Source organism: Shewanella sp. SM87 (assembly GCF_025653705.1).
Lineage (GTDB): Bacteria > Pseudomonadota > Gammaproteobacteria > Enterobacterales > Shewanellaceae > Shewanella > Shewanella oncorhynchi.
Genome location: NZ_JAKKSC010000005.1, coordinates 12,605 through 29,994, shown reverse-complemented (window position 1 = coordinate 29,994; position 17,390 = coordinate 12,605). Strand labels below are relative to the sequence as shown.

Sequence of the window (17,390 nt, the reverse complement as noted above, 5' to 3'; positions counted from 1 at the left end):
GCTCCTCTAGTATGTGCAAGTATAAGTGCGCAGGAATCGTACAGTGATTGAGATCACAAAACGGCCGACATTGTAGCGGTTTGTCAAATTAATAAAAACCCTCTAAATGTAGGGTTATTGCATTTATTTCGGCAATAATCCCAACCTTAAGACTGACGTCCGCGCACTATCCCTTTGGCCGCTAATTGCTCGAGTAACTGCATACAACCTTGCTCAATAATCTCTGGCGCCATTTGAGGATATGTAATTGTTAACCAATCAACTATCTCTTTAAAACCCGCTTGGCCTTGGGCTTGAAGAAATGCCAGCACCTGTGCGCTTAAGGGATTTAACTGTAAGAAGCACACTTCACAATCGGCATCTTGATAGAGACAAAAAAACACTGGCGTATCGAGTCGTTGCTGCGGACGATAATCCTGACGAATGTGCTGCACTTCAAAGTGATACTGCGCTACCCTCGCCGTCTGCGACAAACATAAAGCCTGCGTCGACATTTGCGCTGGGCTAAGTTGAGATTCATCCTCACTCGCCTGTGCGACCGCAACGGCCAACTCTAGCCATTCATAGTGCGCTAATTCGAGCATAAAAACAGGATCATTTGCCGTGGGCTGATATTCCTGCTGTAAAAAATCTAAAAACTCACCCGCGATATCGATAAAGATGGGCGATTGACAATCATGTTGACTGAAAAAACGCTGCACCAAAGTCAGCCAATCCTCCTCAGAATACAAACTTTTCAGCACGGGGAAGCCGTTCGACACAAATCCCAGCACATTATTAAAAAATAACTCGCGGTAAACCTGCATACGCCGGAAATCAGTATCCACGGGCAATGGCGAAGAGGGATCGCGGATATAATCGATAAAGGATTGCTGCACTTGCTTAAAATCCATTAGGCGCTCCTCTTTACGGCATGAGCGCTATTTTGGATGTGAGAGCTGGGCGCCGCCGCTTGATAAGCGTGGATTTGATTTAGCTCGAGCAACAATTCAGCAGTTGTCGGCACATTAAAGTCACGCTCCAGCAAAGTCGGCTTTACCCCATGCAAGGCATAACAGCGCTGCAATAATGTCCAGACGGGATCGTTAATGGCTGCGCCATGGGTATCAATGAGCAGATCTTCAGCTTGTTTGTAGTGCCCAGCAATATGCAGATAAGCGATGCGCTGCGTCGGCATGGCATGTAAAAAGGCATCGGCATCGTATTGATGGTTTATCGAGTTCACATAGATGTTGTTCACATCCAGTAGCAGTTTACAATCGGCTTCTTGCAGCACGGCATTAACGAATTCAAGTTCTGTCATTTGCGCACCTGGAGCGGCATAAAAAGACACATTTTCTAAAATAAGCGGCCGCTCTAGAATATCTTCTACTTGCTTGACCCGCGCCGCCACATGCTTCACCGCAGCGTAGGTAAAAGGGATAGGCATTAAATCATATAAGTGACCTTGCCCTGAGCAATAACTTAAATGTTCGGAATAGACTTGGATTTGATGTAAATCCATAAAGGTTTTGATATTTTTTACAAACGCGAGATCTAAAGGTTCAGGGCTACCAATAGATAAACTCAAACCGTGGCAGTAGAAAGTATGTTGCTCAGTCAACTCACGAAATTGGCGGCCAAATTTACCACCTAAGGTCATCCAATTCTCAGGCGCCACTTCAAAAAAATTAATAGCATCAGGCACCTGTAAACAAAATTCACTGAGCATTTCTCGTCTTAATCCCAGCCCTACCTGTGCCGTATTTTTTTGATCATTCATAGAACCTCACGAACGCTAACCTGTAATCGCTTAAGAATAAAACACAAGAGACCAGCGCTGGCTGGCCTCTTTAGGCTCAATTATCCCAATAACTGCAGGGATAAAACTAACCCACTTTACTTCACTTCTTTTTTAACGGCTTCGACTTTAGCATCCACTTTTTCGGCGGTTTTCTTCATGTCAGCACCGCATTTCGCTTCGCCACATTTCCCCTCATGAGCTTTATCTGCAGCCGCTTTTTTCATCTCAGCACCGCATTTAGCCTCACCACACTTGCCTTCTTTGGCTTTTTCAGCGGCGGCTTTCTTCATGTCTGCGCCGCATTTGGCTTCACCACATTTGCCTTCTGAACCGACAATTTGATAGCCCGCATCCATAGCTTCAAAACCAAATGGGTTAGTTTGTGCATTGACAGCAAAAGCTGAACTCATCACAACTGAACCTAACGCTACTGCAACTGCTGTTTTTTTAACTGAATTCATAAATAATCCCTTCTTGTTTATTGAGTAATAATGACCAACAACAGTTTAAGTAGCTGGCTTATAACAAAAGACCTGCCTTATTTCGATTCTATTGCAAAAAATATCACTAAGTCACAGAAATGGTCAAAATATCCTGCTAGGACAATCAGTTTAGCTTGGATTTTATTTATTGGCGTACCTATTCATCCTCCTTCACTAGGCCACTTTGTAACTTAGGGCTGATAAGGTAGAATGCTCGCCCTTTGCAACAGATATGGGTTTACTGCAGTGCGTGTGATTTTGGCTCCAATGGAAGGTGTAGTAGACGCTTTGATGCGTGACATCCTATCGACCATCAATCCCTACGATTTGCTCGTCACCGAATTTGTGCGAGTGGTAGACCAACTGCTGCCTGAAAAGGTCTTTCTCAAACTGTGTCCTGAACTGCTCAACAACGGCAACACCCCTTCAGGTACGCCAGTACGAGTACAATTGCTTGGTCAAGAACCCCAATGTATGGGCGAAAATGCCCTGCGTGCCATTGAGCTAGGCTCACACGGTGTTGATGCAAACTTTGGCTGTCCAGCAAAAATTGTTAACCGCAGTAAAGGTGGCGCCGTATTATTGCAATATCCTGAGAGTGTGCACGATATTGTCAAAGCCATGCGTCAAGCAGTACCAAAAGAGCATGCCGTAACGGCCAAAATACGTTTGGGCTATGAAGATAAGTCACTGTTTATGGAAAACGCCATTGCTGTGTATGAAGCCGGTGCAACTGAACTTGCCATCCATGCGCGCAGCAAAGTCGACGGTTACAGACCGCCAGCCTACTGGGAATACATCACCGAAGTGCGCAAACGTTTGCCGATCCCAGTGATCGCCAACGGTGAAATTTGGAACAGTGACGATGCTAAGCGTTGTATCGAGGTCACGGGCTGCGACAGTATCATGATCGGCCGCGGGGCAATTTCATTGCCGAACTTGGCAGATACTATCAAGACAGGAGCTACTCCTTATACTTGGGCGCAAACCTTAGGGCTCATGCTCAGTTATACCCAAAGGGAACTCAATGGCCGTAAGAGTGACTATTATCCAGCCCGGATCAAACAGTGGTTCACCTATCTCAGCCGTCAATATCCCGAAGCCGATACCTTGTTTAGGGAACTGCGAGTCTTTAAAACAACGGAAGAAATTGTCCGCGTATTAGAAACGGCGCAACGGAACTTATGCGACGAATAATCGCGACGATATTTATGATAAAAGGGCTTTTGCCGTAGCACATATAATGCGATAAGAATGAAGTACTTTTTCGATTTTTAACGGCTAAAAAACCGAAAATGTGGCAGATACTTGATCTTTATCATAGTCGTTGATAGTGGAACTATTAGACTGGACGCCTAGAGTCAAATGAAATAGGCGATTTTACGTGAGCACCACCCATATCAGACATGAATTGTCAGAGCTTGAAGCTAATCTAAGGAAAGAAATAGGCGCGCTCCCTCTGTTCCTCGAAGCCATAGGGGAGCATTACGCTAGCCTGAGTCTGGCAGAATTAATTGATAAATTGGCTCAGACACCACTGGCTGAACACCCACTATTTTGCCGATTAAATAAACTTGATGCCGCCTTTTGCCAGCTCGACTTAGGTCTCTACGGTCTTTGCTCGGATTGTGAGGCAGAAATTGAAACCGAACGCTTAAGCCAAGATCCCACCGAACAACGCTGCACCTCCTGCGCCGAGCATTATCAGCATGAACACCGCCACGAACTGCGCCTCACGCATTGATAGCGCTCATTCGACATCCAGTAAACTGCCTTATAAGCAAAAAAACCTCCGCAAGCGGAGGTTTGAGTTATCCAGGGAGGGCGGACAACCTAAAACTTCTGGTTTATTCTCAGGTAATACGTTCTACCTAACACATCATATAAACCCACATTCACATCGCGATAATCGGCATAGGTGTAATAGTTTGGTGTTTCAGCATCAAACACATTATTCACCCCTACTGTGATAGAGCCGTTATAAGCATGGGTATAACCAAACTGAATGTTATGTTTAAAGTAATTATCGTAATCAACATAACGGTCGGTTTCTTCTAACTCGTTGAAATAACTTGCTGATTGATTACCAATATAAACAACTGTCCATGCGGCAGAGAAATCATCGTATTTCCAACTGGTCGCAAAGTTACCGCGCCAATCGGGCGAGTCAGTCGACCCTGCGTAGTCGATCATGTCTGCTTCAGCGTTATCCTGCTTTTTAAAATCAAGCACATGAGTTAAATCCAGTTTGAAATTGAAATCCCCAAAGCCTGTTTCTAAGTTATAAGCCGTAACAAAATCGATACCTGAGGTCTCAACTGTAGCTAAGTTACGAACTCCGGCTTCAATATATTCAATCTTGCCATCAGGACCGCGCGTCACATAGGGAGAAGAACCATTCTTGATTTCATCACGCAGGATATCATCCACATCAATTGACTCAATTTTGTTGTCATAGGTGATTGAGTAATAAGATAACTCCAAGTTCCATGCGTCAGTGACATTCCAAACGCCGCCAAAGGTTAACGAGTTACCCTCTTCAGCCTCTAGATCAGGATTCCCTCCATACCAGGTTTTATGTTGATTATTAGTCGCGCAATATATGGCATCCACGTTACCAGGTTCATTACACCATAAAGAATCAACACCCTTCTCAAAACTCAAGGATTGAGACGAGAACATTTCGCTCATATTCGGCGCACGGAATGAGTCACCATAGCTAGCACGCAGTAATAACGTGTCTATAGGACGCCAGCTTAAACCAAACTTAGGCACCACGGCATCGAAGGTCGATGAATTAACAACTTCCCCCTGAGGCCCTGTGAGAGTTCCTTCCTGCTCATAGCGCTCATAACGTACTGCGGCAGAAAACTCAACATTGGCAGGTAAGCCAACTTGGAGTTCCAAATAAGCGGCACTACGGTCACGCGTGGCATCCACATCATCACCACCCGAACCGCCGGAGATAATACCCGCGGCCGATTCTGGATCACTGGTTTGCTTAAACTTGATCATTTCATATTCAAGACCGCCGACCATAGCGACCGAAAGATCACCGTCATCGAGCAGTAAGGTCGAAGCAAGACCATCCAATTGAGTACTTTCAAATTTGCCCTGATAAACCCCAGTATGCGCAGCTTTACGATACAGATCTGTCATCTGTTGATCCCACTGCTCATAACTCATGCCAGAGGTATTGAAAATATCATATTGCTCTGAATCAATTTCTTGCTGAATAATATCGTCGTTCAGTAAATTATAATTAAAACTATTTGTCGTCGATGTTGCGTGCTGGGCATTTAATTCCCAGTCGATACCATTCCCTGAATCTATTGTACCAACAAAGCCACCTAGAATATCAAAGTTGTTGGTTTCAGTTAATGTATCTCGCTCGCCAAGTTGCGCGCCTCGCATAGAAATCACTAATTCTTCGCCAACTGGATTATACTTATTATCGGCACTCATCACAGGGGTATTCGTTGATACTGGCGTACCCGCATAACGGGTTTCAGTTTCTGCTAATGAAGCAGAAGCACGACCTCGGAATTTTATATTCTCAGAAATCTCATAGGAGAAATTAGATAACAGCGAATTACGAGTTTGATCGCCAAATAACTTAGTGACATTACCATGATTATATAAACAACGACCATCACCTGAGTCTATGGTATTTTCCGTTTTTTCACATATATCTGAATTACTATACCAGCTACCGTTGCCAGGTCCATATTTACCGTTTGGTACTGAGCTATATCCACTATATGCGTTATAACTTGAATCGTCCATTCGCCAAATATCACGATCCATTACCGCTTTAGTATCATAATATTCATAGGTTAGCGTGATATTGCCTTTATCAGTATTAAAGCCCGTTGCAAGTGATAAACGGTTGGCATCGCCTCCTTCTACGCTTGGTTGCTCAGTACTGTAATCAAGCTGAAACCCTTCAAACTCTTTCTTAGTGATAATGTTTATCACACCCGCAACCGCATCGGAACCATATACTGCCGAGGCGCCATCACGCAGGATTTCAATACGCTCCACGATAGCCATAGGGATAGAAGATGTATCGGCCACAGAGCCAGAGCTTGAACTCGTGCCAGGCATACGGCGTCCATCTAATAACACTAATGTCGCAGACGATCCTAAACCGCGTAAATTGACATCACTGGTTGAGCTTGCTCCTGATCCATAGCCAGAAATACCACGCCAAGAACCAAAGCTGTTTATCGCGGAGTTATTCAATACGTCAGCAACGGTTTTTTCACCCGTCATGGCAATATCCGCAGCATTAATGACAGTCACGGGTGAAACAGTTTCCATATCAACTTGTTTAATACGAGAACCCGTCACTTCAATGCGTTCAACTTTCGCATTTTCTTCTGCTGCATTTACCGCCGCAGAAAAGCCTATTCCAGAAAAAACCACACTGCTTGTCGCCACTGTAATTAAACTAGTACGAACGGCTTTGGCCGTTAAACTTAAATAGCGCATTAATCTCTCCTTGAGGTAAATAAAACCCTATGTTTGTTATTTTTATATTTGGCATGCGAACTCTATTTCGCTGTAGGGATAATGTTAATGCGCAACATCTAAGTCAACCATTAAAAACAATTAATCTCAAATTAAAACAAATTGACACAAAATAAATCAACTTGAATATAAGATATCCGGATATACATCATGGGGTTAAGCAATACAGACCTGTTGAATATATTAAATATTTAATTTGATACAATAAATCTTAATTGTTAACTAAAAGAATACCGAGAAACTCACACCACAAATGAATCAAAGTGTATCTAAAATAAAACGCTGAATATTAATTTACACTTAGTTCAATATTAATTAACCATAAAAAATGCCACTCATTTGAGTGGCATTAATATTGAAACACTGAGTAATGATTGATTACTTAAAGTTGGCAACCTTCAACACTTTTTGAGTTCTCATAAACAATATCGCCTACAGGATTGTAGTCAGCAGCTTTAATCACTTGTTTCTCTTTCAAGAAAGAATAGAGTAAATCAGCATCAACAAAACCCGTTTGAATTGGGCTGGTTAGTTTAGGATAACCGTCACCACCCGCAGCATTAAAGCTAGGTACAGTGAACTTATAAGTGGCTGTTGGGCTAAAATCCTTGCCACCGATGTCGCTGATGTTGGCTGTTTTAGCCACACAGTCAATGGTCATTTTAACACCAGTGATTTGTGCATAACCACCAGAACCAACTTGAAGACTGCCGACTGCGCCTAAATAAGCCGCAACTTCAGTACCCGTCATTTCGTTAAGGGTAACCATATTACCAAATGGCTGAACAGTCAGCACGTCACGGTAACTAATGTTGCCTGGTTGGATAGATGCACGTACACCGCCTGAGTTCATTACACCAAAATCAGCAGTCACTTTAGCACTTTGTGCCATCGCTAACATACGGCCTAAGTTAGTTTGCTTATTACGCACGTTTGCACGCTCACCATCTAACAGGGCATCCGTTGTCGCAATGACTTCGTCTAACTTAGCTTGACCTTTCTCTTGATAGTAAGAAAGCAGCTCTTTTAACTCTGAATCCGGTTCAATTTTAGTGCCAGCTAAGTCAGCAGTTTTCTTACCAGCATCATCCAGTTTGCGCATATTCACAGGGACAAGCTTGTAGCTCGCTAGATGGAGTTCACCGTTAAAGTATTCAAAATCTGCACGGCCAACATATTTACCCCATTCATGGGCTTGCATGATCCAAGTGCCATTTTGTTTATCAGGTGCACATGCATCACCAGGCTTAAAGGCTGCATAAGCTTTGTTGTCAGTTCCCGGTTCCATACACACTGGATTCTGTGAATGACCACCGATAACAACTTGTAAATCCCCTTCTTTCAATGCGCGAGCCATAGCCACATCGCCAGGGGCATTACTACCATTTTTACCATCTGCGTAATGACCCATGTGCGTGGTAGCGAAAATGATATCTGCTGCTTTGGCATCTTTAATTTCTTTAATCACTTTAGCAACTTCCACCTTGGGATCGGTGAATGTTAGATCGCTAATGTATTCTGGATTACCAATCTTAGCAGTGTCTTCTGTCGTTAAACCAATAACAGCAACTTTAAGACCATTAATGTCAAATACTTTATAGGCATCAAAATAACGTTCGCCAGGTTTGCCTTCGGCATTTTTACGGTAAATGTTCGCCGCTAACATAGGGAATTCAGCAAGGCGACGCTGCATATCAAGTACTGATAACGGATTGTCAAACTCATGGTTACCAACAGCCATGGCGTCATAACCGATTTTATTCATGCCCGTAAAGTCTGGTATGGCATCTTGAAGATCAGATTCTGGTACACCCGTATTAATATCACCACCAGATAATAATAAGGTTTGACTGCCATTCTTACTCACTTCTGCACGAATTTGATCAACCAGAGTTTTCTGAGCGGCTAAACCATATTCACCATCACTGTTTTCCCAGAAACGGCCATGGTTGTCATTGGTATGTAAAACGGTAAAGGTTTTACAAGCACTTCCCGCTTCAGCACACGTTGTTGGAACTTTATCGTCATCACTATTATTACAACCCGCAAGTGCAGCGAGAACAGCAGTTGCAACTAATCCTTTAATAAGCATATGTCTCATTACATCAACCCCTTGATTTTAATTATTTTATCATAGAAAGATTGCCGTGAACTCCATCAAGTTCAGCGTCACGGATAATAGCAAATAATAAAGATAAATTGTGTCATTTTTATTAAAAACTTGACATTTATATGAAATTTGGCGGGCATTTTAAGAAGGATTTGTTTCATATAAAAAATAAGCTGAATGACTGATTTTTATATATTTAGAGAATACAAAATAAAAATGGAATAAATGGATTTTAATCGTTTGTTATAAATAACTTAGGAAATATGAAAAAACATCGCGATTGTTCCTTTAAAAAAACAAGCATGAGTAAATTTCAACTTACCGCATGATGTTTTTATAAGCAATTAGACTTATCTACATTTCAAATCGCTGTAATAACCAATTAGAAATCGCTTTCAATTGTTCAGGAATGACAGAATGAGGCATTGGATAAGTCTGCCACGTAACATGATAGCCGCCCGCCGTTAAGGCTTCTTTTGCTAACATTCCAGCGGATAATGGTACAACATCATCCTGTAGACCGTGTTGCTGTAATATGGGTGTATTGCGATTCGCCGCACTTAATTCAGCGGGTAACACATCGCCCGTCGGCAAATAGCAAGACAACGCCATAATCCCTGCAAGTGGCTCAGGGAAACGCAGTCCAGAGAATAAACTCATTACTCCACCCTGACTGAATCCCGCTAATACGATACGTTGGCTCGCAATACCCGCCGCGATTTGTTCATTAATTAATGCGGCAACCATTTTCTCCGACTCAAGCACGCCTTGCATATCGGCTCTGTCATGCAAATCCATGCTTTTAATATCGTACCAAGCGCGCATAACGTAGCCACCATTAATGGTCACGGCTTGCTCTGGTGCATGGGGAAAAATAAATCGAATAGCATGATCTACAGGTAAGCCTAATGCAGGCACTACGGGAGCAAATCCTGCCCCCGAATCCCCTAATCCATGTAACCAAATAACCACAGCCGTAGCAGGCGTCTTAGGTTCGACAACAATACGCTCAAGAGAAACTGACATACTAAAAATTCCCAATTCGATATTAAACACTCATCAACTAAAAAATGATGATAAATCTATACGTTAAACACTCATCACCACTCGGGCACAGGTTATTCAGCATCCATGCCCAGCACATCTTGAATCGCACGTAACTGAGTATTTGAGTCCAATACTAAGCTCCAACGTACACCGCCACCATCGGCGATCAGCATAGGAGGCTGACGTCTCAAGCCGATATCCTCAGCACTCGCTTGCAGTACGATACTGGCAACGTTGAGGCGCACTTGAACCTCGAACTCAGTAACGATTAACTTACCCTGCGAAAAATCTAACACCATTTTGATAACCGCCCTATGTGAAAACGCCGTCATCATAGCAAACTTGTGCTCTTTTACCGATGGCATTTCCTGACCAGCATCCAAGCCATTAAAGTTTGATTACATTTGAGCTAACAGTGAGATAACAAATCCAGTGAATTATCAGGTAAACTTTTGCGCTAATAGAGTGGGTTAACAGAAAACCAAGCTGAATTGATGGTCTTATCTCCCCAAACTCGAACTAACATACTTCATCATTAGGCTACTATAAATAATGCTTTCACTTCGCCGAACAGTCCTTTGCAGCACCCTAGTCTTTGCCCTGCAACTACTTCCCTGCGCTTATGCCAATAGCACTCCAAATACCTTAACCACTGAGCCTACTGCAACTGTTGTACAAGCTGATACGCAGCAGAACCAAGATGCACTGACCTACGCCAATTACACTGAAGTCAGCGTGAGTCATTTGGAACTAACTCTTACCGTCGATTTTAAGCAAAACCGCTTATCCGGTGAAGCCACCCTCGATTTAGCTTGGCATAAGGCGGGGACAGAACTCATCTTAGATACCCGAGGTCTGACGATTAACAGCGTAAGAGCTTTAAATACAGCTGGGGAATGGCAAAGCGTGCCATTCACGTTAGCCAAAGTGGACGCTGTAAAAGGCGCCGCGCTAACCATCAAACTTGCTGATGAAAATAGTCAAAAGGTCAAAATCAATTATCACACATCGAATAATCCGTCTGGTATTCAATGGTTAACTCCTGAGCAAACCCAAGGTAAACAGTTGCCTTTTATGTTCAGTCAAAGTCAGGCTATTCACGCCCGCAGTTGGATCCCACTGCAAGATACGCCAGCCGTTCGCCAAACCTATAGCGCAACGATTACGGCCGATAAAGCCATAACTGTGGTCATGAGTGCCGATCGTAAAACCCTGTCGAGCACTCAAACCCAATTCACTATGCCGCAGGCTATTCCAGCTTATTTGATTGCTATTGCGGCAGGACATTTAAAGTTTGCTCCCTTAGATAACATCTCGGGCATTTGGGCTGAGCCAGAGATCCTCGACAAAGCGAGCAAAGAATTTGCCGACACGCCAGAAATGATCAAAATCGCGGCTAAACGTTATGGCGATTACCCTTGGGGACGTTATGACTTGCTTATCTTGCCACCAAGTTTCCCCTTTGGCGGCATGGAAAACCCGCGTTTGTCTTTTATTACACCCACAGTAATCGCGGGTGATAAAAGCTTAGTGAGCCTCATCGCCCACGAACTTGCGCACTCGTGGTCGGGTAATTTAGTGACCAACGCCACTTGGCGCGATCTCTGGCTTAATGAAGGTTTTACGACCTATGTTGAGAACCGCATCATGGAAGATCTCTATGGTCGTGACCGAGCGCTGATGGAGCAAACCATCGGCTACTCTGAATTGCTTGCCGAGCTTGCAGAACTTACTCCTGCCGATTCAGTGCTACATCTCAATCTCGGTAAACGTTCGCCCGACGAAGCCTTCAGCGGTGTCCCTTATGTAAAAGGCCAGTTGTTCTTAATATTTTTAGAGCAAAAATTTGGCCGTGAACGCTTCGACACTTTTGTAAAAAGCTACTTCGATCATTTTGCATTTCAGAGTATTACTACGGCGCAATTCCGTGAATATTTATCTTTGAATCTATTAAACAAATATCCCCATCTTGTCAGTGAAGGCGAAGTGGATACTTGGATTGAAGGTCAAGGTTTACCGTCATTTCTTGTGCCGCCTAATTCCCATGCCTTCGATGATATTGATGCTCAAAGACAAACTTGGCTCGAGGGTAAACTCAGTGCAAGCGAGTTGAAAACCAGCACTTGGACAGTCCACCAGTGGTTAAGATTCATCAATGAAATGCCAAGGATCAATCTAGATCAAACCAAACTTGCCGAGCTAGATAAGGCGTTCCATTTTACGGGCACTGGCAACAGTGAAATTGCTTTCGCATGGTATTCACTCGCCCTAGACAACGGCTATTACGCAGTACTACCCGCATTAAAACAACACTTAACCCATATTGGCCGCATGCGCTTAATCGTGCCTTTATATCAAAAGCTAGCAAGCTCTGATAAATACGACTGGGCCAAAAGCGTCTATATCAGAGCTCACAGCGGCTACCATCCCCAAACCCAAGCAAGCCTAGATATGATGTTTGCCGACAAACCACTCGAGCATGAACATAGCCATTAGCGAGATAAGGAGCCATTAGCGAGATAAGGAGCCATTAGCGGTTGCGACAATCATTAAGCCATTAGCACCATAAAAACAAAAAGCCCAAACCTAGGTTTGGGCTTTTGCTATTCAGTCTTAAGACTCGATTCATTCAACTCATACTGAACTTATACTCCACTCACATTGAGTCAAATAGAAGCCAAATTCGAAGACGAGTCCGAAGCCTAAAGATTAGTGGTGATGACCACCTGCACCATGGGCATGACCGTGGGCGATTTCTTCATCACTCGCATCACGGGCACCTACGACTTCAATATCAAATGTCAGTTCGCGGCCGGCTAATGGATGGTTTACATCCACAGTCGCCATAAACTTACCCATTTTAACGATAGTCACTTGGCGCTGACCTTGGTCGGTATTAACCACAGCTGTCATGCCTGGTTTCCACATAGTCGCACCCAGTAAATGCTTAACTGACACACGTTGGTGTGCGTCAGCATCAGCTACACGCTCACCGTAGGTTTCAGCGGCAGGCAAGGTTACAGTGAACTTTTCACCTATGGCTTTACCGTTTATCGCGTTTTCTACACCAGGCATCATGTTGTCATGACCGTGTAAATAGGCAATAGGATCGCGACCTTCGTTCGTCTCGATCACTTCACCTTTCTCGTCGCGCAGTGTGTAGTTAAACTGCACAACCATATCGTCTTTAATGCTCATCGAATATCCTTTGATTTTCTTCGATTTCAATTGTGGGCCGAGCTTAACAAAACTGTGCTTTTCACTCCACTTTTTTATCCGGCCTCAAAGCACTCAAAACCCACAGCGAGCGCTCTTTGGCTACAGTAACTAAAGTGATAGTCCTAAAGCAGTAAACACCTCTGGGCTTGGGAAGCCATCGGCAATCATCTGTTTGCTACGTTGAAAGGCTTGCAACCCTGCCATAGAGTTACGTCCCAACACACCATCAGGCTTACCAACATCAAATCCAGCCTCGTTCAGTTTTGTTTGCAGTTGCTTTACTTGCTCGCGGCTTAAGCGTGGTTGCTCAGGCGGACTGACTGTCAAGGGTTGTCCACCATTAATACGATCGGCCAAGTGCCCTACCGTAATGGCATAAAATTCGGAGCGATTCCAACGCATGATCACATTAAAATTCTCATAACCTAAAAAGGCTGGGCCTGTGTGTCCCGCAGGCAAATACAGCGCAGCTTGAATATCGACGGCAGGCAAAGGTTGCCCATTCGACTGCGTTACATTGAGCGCAGCCCATTCAGATAACGACAAGGGCTGTTTCGCACCTAAATGACTGTAACTAAAATCCTTTGGCAACAAGACTTCACGCCCCCAACGCTGATTACGCTGCCAACCTAAGTGCTGCAAAAAATTCGCGGCAGAAGTGAGCGCATCTGTAGTGCTATTCCATAAATCGGCCTTACCATCGCCATCGCCATCGACCGCATATTTGGCATACGCAGAAGGCATAAATTGCGTATGTCCCATAGCACCTGCCCATGATCCCACCATAGTGTCATCATCGAACTGATACTTTTCTTTCAGTTTTAAGGCTTGCATCAGCTCTATGGTGAAATAATTGCTACGGCGTGGCTCACAGGCCAAAGTCGCCAGCGAATTCAATACCGACATTTTGCCTTTATAGGAACCGTAGTTCGTTTCCAGCCCCCAAAAAGACAAGATATATTGCGGCGGAACGCCGTATTTTTGCGCTAATTGATTGAGTAGAACACTGTGCTTTTGCAATAAGCGGCGGCCTTCATTGACCCGCCATTCGGTCGCGCGCTTACTGAAATAATTATCAAATGTCTGGCTGAATTCGGGTTGCTGTTGGTCCAGCTCAATCACTCGAGGGACAAATTTCAAGTTCGCAATGGTAGAGTTTATCGTCGCCTCTGACAGGCCTTCTGCACGTGCCCGCGCTTGCAGTCCAGTCAAGCACATTGGAAACGCCTCAGCATTAGATTGTACACTAACACTGATATCGGGCATTTGATTGACTTCAGCAGCTATGCCACTTGCTTTAGAGCTGGTTGCATTAGCACTCGCCGTTGGCGCACTTGAACAGGCACTCAGACTGACACAGGCGGCAATACTCGCAAACAGATAAGTTAACCCTTTAATTTTAATCAAATCAACAACTCCAATATTTGATCTCACAACAATGACACAGTAATCACACTGCTGTGGCTAAACACGACAATATTCCGTCTTCAAGAGGGAATTGCCCTAGAGAGATATTCGCCTTGGCATAACGAGTTAAAGGTTAGAATCCAAAACACCTTTAACGGCCAAAAGCATAGAAGACACGTTTCTCAGCTACGTAAAGCCCCTATCTAAGCCACATTTAGTCAGTAAAACAGCCTGTACCAAGGCGACTCATTATCGATAATCCTGACCCATAGTGACACGTAACACAATCCTTATCGCCATAAATACCTTGCGGCATAGGCTTATTGCTCAGTTATCCAACACAAAAAAATTCTTAACAAAGAATCCCTTGGTATCGCAGCACGTTACCGTATAATGGATAAGTTAACAGCACACATCAAAGAGACCTATCATGACTGAAATCAATGCGGCTTTGGCTGGCTTTATCAAAAATGTAAAACAACATCAGACGCTTTGGGGTCTAATGGATGAAACTGGCGAAGGCTGGGTCGTTTGTGATTCTTCAGAATTTGAAGACACAGATGTGATGCCATTATGGTCAAATGAAGCTACTGCAAAATCCCATTGCAGCGACGAATGGCACGACTATCAACCCGTTTCTATTTCATTAGAAGAATTTCTAGAATATTGGGTCTCAGATCTAAACGACGATGGTGTATTGATCGGTGTTGATTGGCAAACCGATGAAGATTGTCTTGAACTTGATCCAATTGTTTTAGCAAAAGATTTGGTTGATGTTGAAGAAGTTTAATCGCTTCAGTATGCCATTGATGATATCAAGGACTGAGGTGCTCATTCCTTGATGTCTGCTATTCCGCTTATCGATATTCCCTTCGACAAACGCCATACCTGCTGGTTTTGTGGCGAACCGAGCCATCAACACTTCGAATATATTGCACACACACATACACCACATTCTTCATTAGCTGTGCCCGCCTGCAGCGAATGTTTGCGATTAGCCAAACAACATACTCTTAGCTCCATTTGGGATTGTCGTATGGCCGTCAAAGATGCACTGATGCGTATTTATGCGAAACACCTCGCCATTGGGATTAATTGGACCGAAGAAGAGCTTGCTGAGTCCGAATTCTCCTGCAAAGTGTTTGAAGGTTTTAAAAAAAGTGCTTGGATGATGTACCAAATTGCCCGCGACCGTATCAATGCACCCGGTTGGCCACTGGTATTAGAGGGCGAAGAAATTGACGACCAAGGTTATAGCGCAGGTTTTGAATTCGATGGCGTGACTTTTAATTCAGTCAATGCCGCTATCCAATACTATTCGACGCAATTCACTTTAGATCCACAGTTTTTTGCCGAACTTGTGCGCCTCGTCGGTCGAGCAAGATTCAACTATGCCTTAAGGCTCGCCCGTATCCATATCGCCGCCGCCAAAGAAATGAAGCGCCAAGTATTAGACGATGTAGCAGCCGAATTAGCGTTATAATCGAGCGAGTTATAGGTAGTGGGTTGGCAGATGTTTGCAGAAAAGCAGTTGAAAAGGTAGCAGTTAAAAGAATGTGATTCAAAGACCGTATTAAAAACTGTTATTAAAGCGTTCCTTAAAAACACTAAACCTACCGATGATCGACTCAAGGTCAATCACCGATAGTTCGAATCTCAAAATGCGATCAGTGATTGATCACTTGTCTTAATCTTTCTTGCACCACTTCCACCAGCAAATCCGGTTGGAACTTAGAAATAAACTTATCACAGCCCACTTTTTCAACCATGGCATGGTTAAAACTGCCACTCAACGAAGTATTTAAGGTGATGAATAAATCCGACATAGCTTTATCGCTACGCACTTCAGAAGTGAGCTTGTAACCGTCCATTTCGGGCATTTCGGCATCGGTAATCATCATCAATAATTCTTTAGCAACTTGTTTACCTTCATCACGCCATTTCTGCAATAACGTCAGCGCTTGTAGGCCATCAGATGCCTCAATAATTTCGATACCCAGTTGGCCTAACGTTTCACGCACTTGACGTCTGGCGGTCGATGAATCATCCACTATCAGGATTTTTCTACCTGGCATTTCATGGACTAAGGTTTCGTCGAGTACACCTTCAGATAAACGGATATCGTAGTGAATGATCTCCGCCAAGACTTTTTCTACGTCGATAATAGACACTAACTGCGACTGACCTTGATGCTCTATGCGAGTAATTGCCGTTAGATAATTATTACGCCCAGCCGTTTTCGGCGGCGGCATAATATCGCTCCAAGTCATGTTGATAATGTGTTCAACCTTACCGACTAAGAAACCCTGCACACTGCGGTTATATTCTGTGATGATCATATTGGCATCTTCGTTAGGCGGCACGGGCTTAAACCCTATGGCCGAACGTAAATCAATCACGGGGATAGAAATCCCACGAATATTAGCAACACCAGAAATATGCGGATGACTACCCGGCATCGCATTCAAGGGAGGAAGCTTGACGACTTCTTTGACTTTAAAGACGTTAATGGCAAATAACTGCGTGGAATTAATGCTAAAGAGCAACAACTCAAGTCGGTTCTCACCAACGAGTTTGGTACGCTGATCTACGGTTGCAAGTACGTTTGCCATAATGCTGCTTCTCTACTCTTGAGGAAAATCCTTTCCCCACATGCGACGGATTAGCTCAAATTATAGCGGTAAACTCCCATGAAGAACCATGCCGAGAGTCTATTTTATCTAAAAATTACAACCACTCTCGCAAAGTTCGGCCATAAACTTCGTTTAGCGCATCGCAGATATCTATATCCCTAAGCTGATATCTTCAG

Annotated in this window: 15 protein-coding genes; 5 read left to right on the top strand and 10 right to left on the bottom strand. The window is 43.8% G+C overall.

Translation table 11 applies throughout. From position 1 onward, the window contains the following. Positions 1-146: 146 nt before the first annotated feature. From L5M11_RS05380 to L5M11_RS05370, 3 genes are all read right to left on the bottom strand, one after another. Positions 147-893 (bottom strand): DUF2063 domain-containing protein, encoded by a 747-nt coding sequence (locus tag L5M11_RS05380; RefSeq protein WP_263191576.1) that lies wholly within the window; start codon positions 891-893, stop codon positions 147-149. Beyond that, entirely contained in the window at positions 893-1,762 is an 870-nt protein-coding gene (locus tag L5M11_RS05375; protein WP_131525004.1) for a DUF692 domain-containing protein, read from the bottom strand. The genes L5M11_RS05380 and L5M11_RS05375 overlap by 1 nt, the downstream gene beginning before the upstream one ends. Positions 1,763-1,878: 116 nt before the next feature. Continuing rightward, complete coding sequence (locus tag L5M11_RS05370; RefSeq protein ID WP_263185777.1) at positions 1,879-2,244, bottom strand: hypothetical protein; 366 nt, start codon at positions 2,242-2,244, stop codon at positions 1,879-1,881. Positions 2,245-2,511: 267 nt separating this feature from the next. Here L5M11_RS05370 and L5M11_RS05365 point away from each other — a divergent pair, with 267 nt between their 5' ends. Together L5M11_RS05365 and L5M11_RS05360 are read left to right on the top strand one after the other, a co-directional pair. Continuing rightward, positions 2,512-3,462 carry a tRNA-dihydrouridine synthase gene (locus L5M11_RS05365; protein WP_219251650.1) on the top strand — a complete coding sequence of 317 codons (951 nt, stop codon included), beginning with the start codon at positions 2,512-2,514 and terminating at the stop codon, positions 3,460-3,462. 187 nt (positions 3,463-3,649) lie between these two features. Continuing rightward, positions 3,650-4,009, top strand: a complete 360-nt coding sequence (locus L5M11_RS05360; RefSeq protein WP_105252207.1) for a TraR/DksA C4-type zinc finger protein — start codon at positions 3,650-3,652, stop codon at positions 4,007-4,009. 89 nt (positions 4,010-4,098) lie between these two features. Here L5M11_RS05360 and L5M11_RS05355 read toward each other — a convergent pair whose 3' ends face one another. From L5M11_RS05355 to L5M11_RS05340, 4 genes are all read right to left on the bottom strand, one after another. Next, a complete protein-coding gene (locus L5M11_RS05355; protein ID WP_263191575.1) occupies positions 4,099-6,759 on the bottom strand; it encodes a TonB-dependent receptor in 2,661 nt (886 codons plus the stop codon). Between the two features lie 421 nt (positions 6,760-7,180). Continuing rightward, positions 7,181-8,899, bottom strand: a complete 1,719-nt coding sequence (gene ushA, locus L5M11_RS05350; protein WP_131525008.1) for a bifunctional UDP-sugar hydrolase/5'-nucleotidase UshA — start codon at positions 8,897-8,899, stop codon at positions 7,181-7,183. A 363-nt stretch (positions 8,900-9,262) separates the two neighbouring features. Further along, complete coding sequence (locus L5M11_RS05345) at positions 9,263-9,934, bottom strand: alpha/beta hydrolase (protein ID WP_131525009.1); 672 nt, start codon at positions 9,932-9,934, stop codon at positions 9,263-9,265. Between the two features lie 92 nt (positions 9,935-10,026). Next, complete coding sequence (locus L5M11_RS05340) at positions 10,027-10,254, bottom strand: DUF3389 family protein (protein WP_106651841.1); 228 nt, start codon at positions 10,252-10,254, stop codon at positions 10,027-10,029. A 253-nt stretch (positions 10,255-10,507) separates the two neighbouring features. Here L5M11_RS05340 and L5M11_RS05335 point away from each other — a divergent pair, with 253 nt between their 5' ends. Continuing rightward, entirely contained in the window at positions 10,508-12,451 is a 1,944-nt protein-coding gene (locus L5M11_RS05335) for a M1 family metallopeptidase (protein WP_263191572.1), read from the top strand. A gap of 213 nt (positions 12,452-12,664) precedes the next feature. Here the strand turns inward: L5M11_RS05335 and L5M11_RS05330 are convergent, their stop codons facing one another. Then, positions 12,665-13,153 (bottom strand): peptidylprolyl isomerase, encoded by a 489-nt coding sequence (locus L5M11_RS05330; RefSeq protein ID WP_263191571.1) that lies wholly within the window; start codon positions 13,151-13,153, stop codon positions 12,665-12,667. A 129-nt stretch (positions 13,154-13,282) separates the two neighbouring features. Further along, positions 13,283-14,581, bottom strand: a complete 1,299-nt coding sequence (locus L5M11_RS05325; protein ID WP_168827435.1) for a lytic murein transglycosylase — start codon at positions 14,579-14,581, stop codon at positions 13,283-13,285. A gap of 430 nt (positions 14,582-15,011) precedes the next feature. Here L5M11_RS05325 and L5M11_RS05320 point away from each other — a divergent pair, with 430 nt between their 5' ends. Both L5M11_RS05320 and L5M11_RS05315 read left to right on the top strand, forming a co-directional pair. Then, positions 15,012-15,371 carry a DUF2750 domain-containing protein gene (locus L5M11_RS05320; protein WP_028759614.1) on the top strand — a complete coding sequence of 120 codons (360 nt, stop codon included), beginning with the start codon at positions 15,012-15,014 and terminating at the stop codon, positions 15,369-15,371. 51 nt (positions 15,372-15,422) lie between these two features. Then, complete coding sequence (locus tag L5M11_RS05315; protein ID WP_131525011.1) at positions 15,423-16,064, top strand: hypothetical protein; 642 nt, start codon at positions 15,423-15,425, stop codon at positions 16,062-16,064. A 184-nt stretch (positions 16,065-16,248) separates the two neighbouring features. Here L5M11_RS05315 and L5M11_RS05310 read toward each other — a convergent pair whose 3' ends face one another. After that, the gene (locus L5M11_RS05310; RefSeq protein ID WP_105252200.1) at positions 16,249-17,193 is read right to left on the bottom strand and encodes a chemotaxis protein CheV; all 945 of its coding nucleotides are present in this window, start codon (positions 17,191-17,193) and stop codon (positions 16,249-16,251) included. Positions 17,194-17,390: the final 197 nt, after the last annotated feature.

Bases quoted from the DNA above. Each gene is read 5' to 3' on its own strand.
- L5M11_RS05380 (WP_263191576.1), bottom strand. From the start codon at position 893: ATGGATTTTAAGCAAGTGCAGCAATCCTTTATCGATTATATCCGCGAT.
- L5M11_RS05375 (WP_131525004.1), bottom strand. From the start codon at position 1,762: ATGAATGATCAAAAAAATACGGCACAGGTAGGGCTGGGATTAAGACGA.
- L5M11_RS05370 (WP_263185777.1), bottom strand. From the start codon at position 2,244: ATGAATTCAGTTAAAAAAACAGCAGTTGCAGTAGCGTTAGGTTCAGTT.
- L5M11_RS05355 (WP_263191575.1), bottom strand. From the start codon at position 6,759: ATGCGCTATTTAAGTTTAACGGCCAAAGCCGTTCGTACTAGTTTAATT.
- ushA (WP_131525008.1), bottom strand. From the start codon at position 8,899: ATGAGACATATGCTTATTAAAGGATTAGTTGCAACTGCTGTTCTCGCT.
- L5M11_RS05345 (WP_131525009.1), bottom strand. From the start codon at position 9,934: ATGTCAGTTTCTCTTGAGCGTATTGTTGTCGAACCTAAGACGCCTGCT.
- L5M11_RS05340 (WP_106651841.1), bottom strand. From the start codon at position 10,254: ATGGTGTTAGATTTTTCGCAGGGTAAGTTAATCGTTACTGAGTTCGAG.
- L5M11_RS05335 (WP_263191572.1), top strand. From the start codon at position 10,508: ATGCTTTCACTTCGCCGAACAGTCCTTTGCAGCACCCTAGTCTTTGCC.
- L5M11_RS05330 (WP_263191571.1), bottom strand. From the start codon at position 13,153: ATGAGCATTAAAGACGATATGGTTGTGCAGTTTAACTACACACTGCGC.
- L5M11_RS05320 (WP_028759614.1), top strand. From the start codon at position 15,012: ATGACTGAAATCAATGCGGCTTTGGCTGGCTTTATCAAAAATGTAAAA.
- L5M11_RS05315 (WP_131525011.1), top strand. From the start codon at position 15,423: ATGTCTGCTATTCCGCTTATCGATATTCCCTTCGACAAACGCCATACC.
- L5M11_RS05310 (WP_105252200.1), bottom strand. From the start codon at position 17,193: ATGGCAAACGTACTTGCAACCGTAGATCAGCGTACCAAACTCGTTGGT.